This window comes from Pseudomonas sp. BGI-2 (genome assembly GCF_004310295.1).
Classification (GTDB): Bacteria; Pseudomonadota; Gammaproteobacteria; order Pseudomonadales; family Pseudomonadaceae; genus Aquipseudomonas.
On sequence record NZ_SISB01000006.1, the window covers coordinates 1 to 10,743 of the forward strand.

Here is a 10,743-nt window from a genome sequence, read left to right on the forward strand (position 1 = left end):
TGGTGGGGCTGGGAGGTGGGGGAGTTTATCAGGAATGAGTCTACCGGGTCAGACAAGTCCCGATGCGATGCATCGGGCGTTGGGGTGAAACAGATGTAAGTCTATTTCAGGACTACACAGTTCACAGGTCATCCAGATCAGGGAAGTAGAGCCTGCCAACAATCCAGGGTTCTACGATATCGTTGCGCATCGTACGCAGAAACGAACCCCATTCTCCGCGATTGTGAGCATCCGAGTCAGTATTCATCTCTGAAGTCGTAGGCATAGATGAGCCAGAAATCATTATCGGCGTCATCAACAAGAGCGGTGCGATAGTACTGGCGATTGATTTTTGCCCAGCGAGTTTGTGTCACTTCTGTACTGGCGAGGTGGATATGATGCATTTCGCTCAGGTCGAGCTTCTCGTCTCTACCAAAAATCGCGGGTAGATCGCCGAATAGTTTGTAGTTGTAGAGCTGTGTGGCGATGGTTTCCCAATGTTTTACTTTTTCAAAGACTGCAGCAATTTTGACTGCCGGCATCCAGGCCTACTTTGTAATAGGAAGCTTGCCAGTGATCACAAATGTATCGAACACGTTTTGCCCATCACGTGCTGCTTCCCGAACATCCAGGAACGTCAGTTCTTTATGAGTGACCTTTCTGCGGGGCTTGTCGGTTTTTTTTTGTGGTGGCCATCGGAGCCTCCGAAGGATGTGTATTCATGCTGACCAGCTTATGTGATTGATGGTGTCCGGGCAAACCGCAAAAGCGGTAGGCGGGGTTACTTTTTCCTGCCAGCTTCCATTCGTCCAGGGCCGAAGGAGTTGCCTTGCGAGCTGGTTCTGTGACGGGCGGTTTTGACTACAGGCCTCGTAAAAGAAGCGCAGCAATGGGTAGGAATACGGACGATTCCTAGTGTCGTGTAGGATGTGAACGTTTGTCTGGTGGAACGCCCATTATTTTGCATCAAAAAGCCGCCATAGCTGAACCAATGCTGTCGCCCAGCCAGGTTTCATAATGTCTGACGAATTCTCAGCCTAGGATAAGGAGCAACGGTCCTATCACCACGCGCCCAACCCCCAGGAACCTGAAAATGATCTCAAACCTTTTGAAAGTCGTGATGATCACCAGCGCTTTGCTGCTAAGCGCCTGCTCAGGCGTCAGCACCAGCACCTGTTTTTCAGAAGGCTGCCAATCGTTCGATGGTCATGGTGCCAACAGAGTTGAACCTTGGCGGGAGTGCGATCGGTAGCAGTTTTAGCGAGTACAGCTCGGGGTTGCTGCACGAAGACTAAGGTGTGACGTAACGGCGGAAGATGTTTCCGCCGGGTCACGTTGTTGCCTAATGCATTGCGAGTGCTGAGTTGGCGACTGCTTCGCAGCCGGACGCAGGCTTCGCCAGCTGCTACAGGGGATTTATGCGCGGCTGCTATTTGGAATCAGGCGTTGCTATCCACTGGCCCAAAACGTTCTGATAGTTGCCGGTCACTTTGGCCAGGTGCAGCCATTGGTCAACATATATCTTCCAGGTCATGTCGTCACGGGGCAGCAGATAGGCCTTCTCACCGTACTGCATAAACTGGCTCGGGTTAACCGCACACAGCCCGGGTTTAAGTTTTTGCTGATACAACGCCTCCGACGCATCGGTAATCATCACGTCAGCCTTCTTATCCAGCAGCTCCTGAAAGATCGTCACGTTGTCGTGAAGGCTCAATTGCGCCTTGGGCAGAAACGCGTGAACAAACGCTTCGTTGGTGCCACCGGCCGGTTCAACCAAACGAACCGAAGGCTGGTTGATTTGTTCGACGGTCTGGTACAGCGCCTGATCTTCGCAGCGCACTAACGGGATCTTGCCGTCGACATCCAGTGTGGTGCTGAAGAAGGCTTTTTTCTGGCGTTCCAGGGTGACCGAGATGCCGCCAACGCCGATGTCGCACTTGCCGGCCAGCATGTCGGGCATCAGGGTTTTCCAGGTGGTCTGCACCCATTCAACTTTGACGCCCAGGCTGTCGGCCAGTGAGCGAGCCATGGCGATGTCGATGCCCGAGTATTCGCCGTCCTCGGCTTTGAAGGTATAGGGTTTGTAATCGCCGGTTGTGCATACGCGCAGTTGGCCTTGCTGGATGACGCTGTCCAGATGCGATGGCTCTGCCTGAGCGGCAAACGACAGAGCGAACAGACCACCGAGCATGATTTTGCTTTTTATGTTTTTCATTGTTATCCGGCTTCCATGATGGACTTGATAGTTCTCGGCGTAGCGTTTAAGGCGCAGCGGCCCCCAACGGAAAATAAACACTAAACACTGTCCCACCCTCCAGGCTCGAACTCACCGAAACATCCCCGCCATGCGCCTTGGCGATTTCCCTGACGATAAACAATCCCAGCCCCACACTGCGCACATCACTGTCCGTCTCCGTGCCACGAGTCATCGGTTCAAACAGCACCGCCATCAACGACTCCGGAATAACCGGTCCGTGGTTTTGCACCGACACAACGGCCTGATCGTCTTTCAGTCGCGAAGAAATGGTAATCGGCTGCTGCAAATCGCCATAAGCCACGCTATTGGCGACCAGGTTGCCAATGATTTGCTGGACCCGATCAGCATCCAGGTGCGCGCTGCCGGTGCCGATGGACTGGTGCAGCAACGTCGCCTCAGGGAACGCTACGCGCAGCTCATCAACGCTGTGGCTGACGAAGGAATGCAAGTCCAGCGACGTAAGAGAAATCCCGATGCCGCGTCCGACTCTGGCCAGCGCGAAGTCCAGCAGGTCGGCGATCATGCGTTGCGCACGTTCCGCCGATTGGCTGATGTGGCCGAGCATCTTGGTTTCTTTGGCGGTGCGTTGTCCTCGGGCGAGGATGTCGGAGGCCATTTTAATTGCGGTCAGCGGGTTTTTCAGGTCGTGGCTGACGATGGCGACCATTTGTTCGGCGAAGGAGGCGCGGCGTTTGGCTTTTTCGTAGGCCAGGTTCAGTTGGGTCTGAGCTTCGAGAAGGGCGGCATCGGCGGCGGTCTTTTTGGTCAACAGGTCCTCAGCGAGTTTTCGGGCGTTGAGCAGTTCGCGCTCGTACTTGTCGCGGTCGGTGGTGCCGAACAGCGCCAGTTCATAAAACGTACCGCTGGCGTGCTCGCGTCTCACGCCGTTGAGCAGCATGGTGACGATCCGTTTGTCCTGGTGAACCAGATCGAGTTTCACCTCGGCCACGGAGCCTTGCATTTGCATCAGCGGCGCCCAGTGGGTTTGATGAAAAATGCGTCCGCCCATGGTCAGCAGGTCTTGAAAGCGCCGGCCGATCAATGCTTGGGCATCGAAGCCGATCCAGTTGCTGAACGTCTGATTGCTGCGCAGGATCGTGCCGTCCTCTTTCGTCACCACTAATCCGCAAGGCGCACCTTCGAATAGCGTCTGCGGGTCGGGCAGTGACGGATCATCGGTCGGCATGAGCGCCCACCCACGGCGACAGGAAGCTGTCCATGGCTTCGGAACAGGCACTCGGCGCACTCATGTGCGGGCAGTGGCCGACGTTGGCCACCAGGCAAAGCGTGCTGTTGGGGAGTGCGGTGTGCAGGTATTCGCCCACGACGATCGGGGCGATAAGGTCGTCGGTGGATTGCAGAATCAGGGTCGGGGTGGTCAGGCCCGCGATGTCTTTGCGGTTGTCCGACATGAACGTTACCCGCGCAAACTGCTTGGCGATCTCGGGTTCGGTGCGGCAGAAACTGTTGGTGAGTTCTTCGCCGAGCGCCGGTTGCCCGGGTGCGCCCATGATCACCGGGGCCATCGTGCTGGACCAGCCGAGGTAGTTGCTGTCGAGGGTGTCGAGCAGTGAGTGGATGTCTTCTAGTTTGAATCCGCCCACGTAGTTGTCGGAATCGATGTAGCAAGGCGAAGGACCAATCATGACGTGGGCGGCGATGTTGCCGGGGGACTGACGATCCGCCAGGACACCAACCATGGCGCTGACGGAGTGACCCACTAGAATCACCGGGCCGCTGGCGAACTGATCGATTATTTCGCCCAGGTCCTGGGCATATCCGGCCAGTGAATTGTATTTTTCTTTTTCGTAGGCATCGAGATCCGACTGCCCTGCACCGACTAGGTCATACAAAACAACGTTGAAACGACCGGTAAAGTTGTCAACGAGATAGCGCCACATGGTTTGATCGCAGCCGAAGCCATGGGAGAAGATCAGCGTTGCCGGACCGTTGCCCATCACTTTTACGTTGTTGCGATGTTGAAGGTCCATGCGTGTCTTCCCGGGCGGGCCAAGTGTGTTTTGGCATCCGAGGGAGTTTAGATAGTCGCGGGCATCAGGTCACGCGTTGCTACATGGAAAGAGGGCGCCCTGATGAGGCGCCCTCTGTTATTTACAGGACAGGTTCACGATGTTCACTTGCGGACAGTCGTTTTCGATGCAGACGCCACGGTGCCGCTGCCACAATTGATATACGAAGAAGACTTCAGCCAACGCTGATCCGGATAGTAAGAAAACAACAGCTGCCCGCCCTTCATCGAATCAATCAGCCGACGAGCAACCGCCGGCCGTACCGCCGGGCAGCCGAGGCTTCTGCCAATCCGCCCATTCGCACGGGCCAGGACCGGACTCACATAAGGCGCGCCATGAATCACGATTGCGCGGTCAAAGGCGTTGTCATTGAAACCCGGCTCCAGGCCTTCCATGCGCAGCGAGTAACCGTTCTGCCCGACATAACTTGACTGTGTGCGATACAAGCCGAGACTGGTAGCGAAGCTTTCGTTTTGGTTGGAGAAGTTGACTGCCATGTTCTCGCCGCTGTTTCGACCGTGAGCCACCAGTTCATGAAACAGCAATTTGCGCTTCTTTAAATCGAACACCCAGAGGCGCTGTTCGGTCGAAGGCAGGGAATAGTCGATGACCGCAAGCCTTTGGGCTGGCGCTTTGCCTTGAGCGATGCTGCATTGCGAGGCGCGAACGGCGAGGTTAATGACGTTGGCGTTAGCCTTCGGAGCCGCTTTGATGAGGGCTGCCGCGAGCGAATCGGCGTAGGCTGACGGTACGGACATTGCAGTCAGTAGCAGGGCCGATAATAGATAGCCAAAACGTAGTAGCGCCATATAGATGTCTCATCATGTTAAGTTCGAGTCTAGCAGTGTGTTGAAAGCCAGGCGTTGAATGCGGGAGATTAGGGATTATTCATGGTGCTTTTAACAAGGTTATTCGTCATAAGCCGCGTATTTTTTATGGGCTTTCTGATCAGCGGCACAGCGCTCGCGGAAACTTCGCCGATTGAGCCGACAACTGCGCCAACCTCCATAATCGAGGCAGCAGCGGACGATAACGTCGGGCAAGCGATTCAGACCTCGCTTGAGCCGCTGAAAACCGCGTTTCCACCGCTGCTCACTGGACCTCGTCATCGGCGAGTGGATGTCAGTCGTCTGGTCATGGATTTTTATACGCGCCGTGACTATCGCGCGGCGTGGACGAATGACAGCGATGTCGCGCAATTGATTGCCAGCCTGAACGCGACTGAGGCCGATGGTCTGACCCCGGCGGATTTTCATATCGATGAATTGATCCGGTCGCAGACTACGATGCAGACAACGCCGGTAACGCCCGAGCAACGGGCGGCTTTTGATTTGGCGACCACGCATACTTTCATCACCGCGCTGCTGCAGTTGCGCCGCGGCAAGGTTGATCCTTCGCGGCTCGACATTCACTGGAACTTTGATTCGAATGGCGTCGATCCACGTGACGACGTCAATGCCTTCTTCGCTGCGCTCGACAATCACGACGTGGCCAAGGCGTTTGCTCAAGCGCCGCCACAAGAAGCGGTGTACGTCGGTTTGCGTCAGGCCCTGGCGCAACTGCGCGGTATCAGGGACCGGGGCGGTTGGCCGAAAGTGGTTGTCGACCATTCACTCAAACCGGGCATGGACGAACCGGCCGTCGCGCAGTTGCGCGCGAGGATGGTCGCGGCAGGTTTTCTCGATCCACGATTGATCCACGGCACGAAGTACGACGGCGCCGTCACCGCAGCGGTGAAAAAGTATCAAAACGAGCAATACCTTGGCGCGGACGGCATGGCAGGGGCGACAACACTGGCGGCATTGAATGTGCCTGTGGATGCGCGAATCGATCAAGTCCGGGTGAATATGGAGCGGGCGCGTTGGCTGCTCTACAAACTCCAGGGCACGTTCGTCATCGTCGATATCGCCGGCTACAAGGTAGCGATGTACCGCGACGGTCTGCCAATCTGGCGATCCCGGGTGCAGGTCGGTAAAACAGCTCGCAATACGCCGATCTTCCAGGCGCAGATTACCTACATCACGTTTAACCCGACCTGGACGGTGCCGCCAACGATCCTTAAGGAAGATATGCTGCCGAAGGTTCAGAGCAATCCCGGCTACCTCGCGGCCAACCGGATACGAGTGCTTGATCGCGAAGGCAATGTGCTCGATCCGTCGACCGTCGACTGGACCAACCCGCGCGGCCTCACATTGCGCCAGGATGCCGGGCCCGACAGCTCGCTGGGTCAAGTGGTGATCCGGTTTCCCAACGACTATGCGATTTACCTGCACGACACGCCGCATCGCGAGTTGTTCGCCAAAACCATCCGCGCGACCAGCTCGGGCTGCATACGGGTGGAGAATCCGCTGCAACTGGTGGAGCTGTTGTTCAACGATCCGGTGCGCTGGAACAGCGATGGCATTCAAAAGCAGTTGGCCAGCGGCAAGACAGAAAACATTCGGCTGCCGGTGAAAGTGCCGGTGTTGTTGGCGTACTGGACCGTGGATTTGGGCAGCGACGGGCGGGTGGCGTTCAAGCCTGATGTGTATGGCTACGATGCGCCGGTATTACGGGCGTTGAACCGGCCGCCGCCGGTGCCAGTGCTGGATTTGCATTCGGCGGTGGGATCGGTGGGATCGGTGGTGGCGGCGGGGCCGGCGCGGCAGTAGGGGAGTGGGCTTGATTTAATCAGTCCGCCCCCTTTCCCGGTTCTGGGTTCAGTCTCTCTAAAGCTCCAGCCCCTCTTGCACCACCGCCAGCAGGTTATGCTCGGTCAACGCAACCGCATCCAGTTGCTGTCCGGCCTGCTCAATCGCCTGCAGCCACCAATGCGTCTCGCCATGCTCGTCCACCGTGCGTAGCAGCGCGAGTTCTTTGCCTTTCGAGTGAATCTCGACACGCCCAGCGCCATCACCGGTGAAGCGCGCAACAGGGTCGAAGGTGATGCTGTGGTCATTGCCTTCGATAAGCAGTTGGTCGATCGCGTAGTCGTAAGTCGCACCCTCTGAATCGCACTCGAAGACATGCGTGGGATTACGCCGCAGAACCAGACCCACCTCGGTCACCGGCAGCAGCCACGCCTTGATCTGCTCATACAACTCGTAGACTTGGCCGGGCCAGCTGTCGATCATCTGATCCGCGCTGGAAGGCTGGGTTTGTTTCAACTTCGCCGCAAGCTCGTCTGCCTTACTCATTTCGATTCCCTGTCGTGATGTAAGAGTAATCGTAGCTCCTTCAACGCCATCCACCTTCATGAAAGCCGACCTGGTGCTGACCAGTCTGGTGGACTGGATTCAGGCCGATGGCTACGGCGCGGCACAAAAACCACGCTTGCAGAAAACCTTCGCCCGGCGGGTGCAGGCGCTGGGTCAACTGCACGGAATATTTCTGTTCGACAAGCAAGGGCGGTGGGTCGTGACCTCGTTCGAGGATTTGAACCGCGGTCCGGGCGTGTCGGATCGGGAGTACTTCAAGTTCCACCAGCAGAACGCGTCCACCCTCGCGCACATCGGGCCGGCGCTTCGCAGTCGGGAGAATGGCGAGTGGATCATTCCGGTATCGAAACGGGTGAACGACAAGAACGGCAATTTCCAGGGCGTGGTGTTGGCCGGAATCAAAATGGCCTACTTCGATCAGTTCTTCAAAAGCTTCAGCATCGATGACAACGGCTCGATGTTTTTGGCGTTGACCGACGGAACGTTGCTGGCGCGAAGGCCGTTTGTGGAATCGCTGATCGGGACGTCCCTGGCCAAGGGCGAAATCTTTCAGAAATACTTGCCCAGCGCGCCCGCCGGCAACGCGATGATCAGCTCGGTGGTCGATGGTGTTGTGCGTTTGTATGGCTACCGTCAGCTCGACGCCTATCCGCTGGTGGTGTCGGCGGCATCGTCCAGGGATTCGATTCTCAAGGAATGGTACGACACCGCGTTCCAATCCAGCGTCATCGTTGCCCTGGTGGTGTTGGGTGTGGGGCTGTTTGGTTGGGTGTTCGTTCGCCAGGTGCGCGTCGGCGTGCGGGTCGAGGCCGATTTGCGCAAGGCCAAGGAAGCACTGAAGCTGATCGCGACTCACGACAGCCTGACGGGCCTGGCCAATCGTCGGCTGTTCGAGCAGGCGCTGGACATCGAGTTTGGCCGAGGCGCCCGGCAGTCCAGTTCGCTGAGCCTGATCATGCTCGATATCGATTTTTTCAAACGCTACAACGATGCTTACGGCCACGTGGCGGGGGATCATTGCCTGGCGGAAGTGGCGCGTGCGGTCAAGGGTTGCTGCCACCGCAAAGCCGATCTGGCGGTGCGTTATGGCGGTGAGGAATTTGCGGTGTTGCTGCCCGACACCGACCTTCACGTTGCAATGGTGATTGCCGAGCAGATCCGCCGCAGCGTCATGGACAAGAACATCACCCACAGCGGTTCACCCACGGGTTACGTGACGGTCAGCCTTGGCTGTTACGCGTTTGTGCCGACCGGCCGCGACAGCATCGAAGTGTTCATCGAGCGAGCGGATGCGGCGTTGTATCAAGCCAAGCATTCGGGGCGAAACCGTGCGGCGGTGTTGTCGATCGAAGGCGGCGTGGAGGCGCTGATGCGCTCCGACCGTTGAGGTATTTCGTGCCGTTGTTTCAGACCTGTAACACTCGCACGTCCGTCTGTCTCCCTGTCAGTTCCGTCTGTTTTGATCGTCTAGAGTTCCGGTAGCTCTGTCGAACCCGCCAGATCTCCCCACAGCACGGACGATCGCCAAAATGTTGATACCTCAAGCATTGACAGTCGTTGCTCTAACCCTTGCAGTTACCGTTGTTTTGCCGCTGGACAGCCAGGCTCAATCGAAAGTCATATCGCAGGAAGCCAACGCCTTTGTGACTGTGCCGCAGTACCCGTCTGAAGATTTCAAAGCCGTGGTGCAGTCGAACGTCGACACGTTGTATTCCATCGCCTGGCTCGATTTGACCAAAGAGCCGCAGGTGATTACCGCGCCGGACACCGCCGGGCGTCTGTACGTGTTGCCAATGCTCGACATGTGGAGCGATGTGTTTGCCTCGCCCGGTGGATATGCGACGGGCACACAGTCCAGTGAGTTTGTGGTGACGCCACCGGGATGGACCGGAACGGTGCCGGCAGGGCTGAATCATTTGCCGGCGCCCACGCCCTTCGTCTGGGTCGTCGGTCGCACCGACGTCAGCGGGGCGGTGGACTATGCGATGGTGAACAGGATTCAGGCGGGCTACACCGTGACGCCGTTGTCGCAGATCGACAAAAGAACCGAGCAGGTCGACCCGGAGATTGCAATCCGCGCTCGTGTGGTCACGGCGGGTCGATGAACGCTGACACCCTGGCGGTCCGTGGCAACTACGTTAAGAACACTGAGTAGAAAGCAGCCGACGATTTCCCGTCATTGGTTGCTTCTGCGTGTCCAGCTGCCGGTCCCGCCTCCTGCACCGCCGGTGCCCCCACCGGCAGCGCCCGTGCCACCGCCCGCACCCGAGCCGCTGGCACCGGCATTTCCACCATTGCCCTCTCTCGATGAGCCATATCCGCCTTTGCCCCGGTCTGGGTTATATCGACCTGAGGGTTGGTCCGTATCGTTGTTGGGCGCCATGATTGAGCCGCGGCTAGACCAGGACCGGGTCTCGGTCGCGTCAGCGTTATCGCCGGAGGCTGCGTAAGCGGCTCCTGTTGCTGCGGTCAGCAAACCTATCAACAACTGCGAGGTGAGCTTGATGTTCATCAGTGCACGTCTCCAAAGATGAGTCGTTACCTGCTGATGGTGTGACGGGGAGGGCGGTGGGTGTTGGCGGGATGACGAATGGTTGATGGTGAGTTGGTCTCGGGGTTGGTGGGCCGATCACAGAATGTGTGTGCAACATCCATCATTGTGGGAGCGGGCTTGCTCGCGATATAGGTAGTCCAGCCGGCTCAATGTGACAGGGCCAATGTCATCGCGAGCAAGCTCGCTCCCACAGTAGTTCGGGGTGTCAGCGAAGTCTGTATTCAGTCAGTTTTTTCTCAAGATTCTCCCGCACCAACGGCCACTCCTCATCGATGATGCTGAACCGCACGCAGTCCAGTACGTCGAAGGCGTAACGCAACATCAGGTATTTGGCCTCGGTGTTGACGAACGTTTTCTGCCAGCGTGCAGAGATCCAGCTGCTGCCCGATTTCAAGCTTGCGGTTGAGGCGGTCGATTTTCCAGAAGCGTGTCGAACCAATGACCTCGCCGGTGTCCTTGAGCACGATCACGAAGGGCAGGACCGTTCCCGCATCGCGACCGTCGAGGGCTTTCTTCAAGTAGCTATCGAGAGGGCACGACGGTGACCGTCAGGTTCCACAATTCGCCATCCCGCGCGGCGTTGACCAGCGCATCGGTATCGCTGGTTTGCAGGGCGCGCAGGGTAATTCGTTGACCTTCCAGAGTGTCCATGAGCGAGGCGTTCTCGGCAAACAAAGTTTCGCGGGTGATGCGCGCCATTACAGGGTAGCGGCTGTCGATTGGCAA

At 57.5% G+C, this 10,743-nt stretch carries 8 protein-coding genes and 3 pseudogenes; 4 read left to right on the forward strand and 7 right to left on the reverse strand.

The window, feature by feature from the left end:
• Nucleotides 1-236: 236 nt before the first annotated feature.
• Nucleotides 237-521 carry a type II toxin-antitoxin system YafO family toxin gene (locus tag EYC95_RS05785; RefSeq protein ID WP_256656906.1) on the reverse strand — a complete coding sequence of 95 codons (285 nt, stop codon included), beginning with the start codon at nucleotides 519-521 and terminating at the stop codon, nucleotides 237-239.
• Between the two features lie 551 nt (nucleotides 522-1,072).
• On the opposite strand from EYC95_RS05785, the pseudogene EYC95_RS30465 reads away from it, so the two are divergent.
• Nucleotides 1,073-1,274: pseudogene (locus EYC95_RS30465) on the forward strand (hypothetical protein).
• Nucleotides 1,275-1,408: 134 nt separating this feature from the next.
• Here the strand turns inward: EYC95_RS30465 and EYC95_RS05795 are convergent.
• The 4 genes from EYC95_RS05795 to EYC95_RS05810 all read right to left on the reverse strand — a co-directional run bounded on the left by EYC95_RS05795 (nucleotide 1,409) and on the right by EYC95_RS05810 (nucleotide 5,075).
• The gene (locus EYC95_RS05795) at nucleotides 1,409-2,194 is read right to left on the reverse strand and encodes a transporter substrate-binding domain-containing protein (RefSeq protein WP_131059511.1); all 786 of its coding nucleotides are present in this window, start codon (nucleotides 2,192-2,194) and stop codon (nucleotides 1,409-1,411) included.
• Between the two features lie 46 nt (nucleotides 2,195-2,240).
• Nucleotides 2,241-3,422 (reverse strand): PAS domain-containing sensor histidine kinase, encoded by a 1,182-nt coding sequence (locus EYC95_RS05800; RefSeq protein ID WP_131059512.1) that lies wholly within the window; start codon nucleotides 3,420-3,422, stop codon nucleotides 2,241-2,243.
• Complete coding sequence (locus EYC95_RS05805; RefSeq protein ID WP_131059513.1) at nucleotides 3,409-4,227, reverse strand: alpha/beta fold hydrolase; 819 nt, start codon at nucleotides 4,225-4,227, stop codon at nucleotides 3,409-3,411. Before EYC95_RS05805 ends, EYC95_RS05800 begins: the two co-directional genes overlap by 14 nt.
• Before the next feature lie 143 nt (nucleotides 4,228-4,370).
• Nucleotides 4,371-5,075 (reverse strand): murein L,D-transpeptidase catalytic domain family protein, encoded by a 705-nt coding sequence (locus EYC95_RS05810; RefSeq protein WP_131059514.1) that lies wholly within the window; start codon nucleotides 5,073-5,075, stop codon nucleotides 4,371-4,373.
• Between the two features lie 81 nt (nucleotides 5,076-5,156).
• Between EYC95_RS05810 and EYC95_RS05815 the strand changes: the two genes are divergently transcribed.
• The gene (locus EYC95_RS05815; protein ID WP_131059515.1) at nucleotides 5,157-6,917 is read left to right on the forward strand and encodes a murein L,D-transpeptidase; all 1,761 of its coding nucleotides are present in this window, start codon (nucleotides 5,157-5,159) and stop codon (nucleotides 6,915-6,917) included.
• A 57-nt stretch (nucleotides 6,918-6,974) separates the two neighbouring features.
• Here the strand turns inward: EYC95_RS05815 and EYC95_RS05820 are convergent, their stop codons facing one another.
• The gene (locus EYC95_RS05820) at nucleotides 6,975-7,442 is read right to left on the reverse strand and encodes a hypothetical protein (RefSeq protein ID WP_131059516.1); all 468 of its coding nucleotides are present in this window, start codon (nucleotides 7,440-7,442) and stop codon (nucleotides 6,975-6,977) included.
• Nucleotides 7,443-7,491: 49 nt separating this feature from the next.
• On the opposite strand from EYC95_RS05820, the pseudogene EYC95_RS05825 reads away from it, so the two are divergent.
• Both EYC95_RS05825 and EYC95_RS05830 read left to right on the forward strand, forming a co-directional pair.
• Nucleotides 7,492-8,850: pseudogene (locus tag EYC95_RS05825) on the forward strand (diguanylate cyclase); the annotation flags it as partial.
• Between the two features lie 142 nt (nucleotides 8,851-8,992).
• A complete protein-coding gene (locus EYC95_RS05830; RefSeq protein ID WP_131059517.1) occupies nucleotides 8,993-9,568 on the forward strand; it encodes a DUF1254 domain-containing protein in 576 nt (191 codons plus the stop codon).
• Nucleotides 9,569-10,222: 654 nt separating this feature from the next.
• Here the strand turns inward: EYC95_RS05830 and EYC95_RS05840 are convergent.
• Nucleotides 10,223-10,668 (reverse strand): annotated as a pseudogene (locus tag EYC95_RS05840) (GNAT family N-acetyltransferase).
• Nucleotides 10,669-10,743: the final 75 nt, after the last annotated feature.

Excerpts from the sequence above, each read along its gene's own strand:
- EYC95_RS05815 (WP_131059515.1), top strand. The coding sequence starts at position 5,157 with ATGGTGCTTTTAACAAGGTTATTCGTCATAAGCCGCGTATTTTTTATG.
- EYC95_RS05785 (WP_256656906.1), bottom strand. The coding sequence starts at position 521 with ATGCCGGCAGTCAAAATTGCTGCAGTCTTTGAAAAAGTAAAACATTGG.
- EYC95_RS05810 (WP_131059514.1), bottom strand. The coding sequence starts at position 5,075 with ATGGCGCTACTACGTTTTGGCTATCTATTATCGGCCCTGCTACTGACT.
- EYC95_RS05795 (WP_131059511.1), bottom strand. The coding sequence starts at position 2,194 with ATGAAAAACATAAAAAGCAAAATCATGCTCGGTGGTCTGTTCGCTCTG.
- EYC95_RS05830 (WP_131059517.1), top strand. The coding sequence starts at position 8,993 with ATGTTGATACCTCAAGCATTGACAGTCGTTGCTCTAACCCTTGCAGTT.
- EYC95_RS05805 (WP_131059513.1), bottom strand. The coding sequence starts at position 4,227 with ATGGACCTTCAACATCGCAACAACGTAAAAGTGATGGGCAACGGTCCG.
- EYC95_RS05800 (WP_131059512.1), bottom strand. The coding sequence starts at position 3,422 with ATGCCGACCGATGATCCGTCACTGCCCGACCCGCAGACGCTATTCGAA.
- EYC95_RS05820 (WP_131059516.1), bottom strand. The coding sequence starts at position 7,442 with ATGAGTAAGGCAGACGAGCTTGCGGCGAAGTTGAAACAAACCCAGCCT.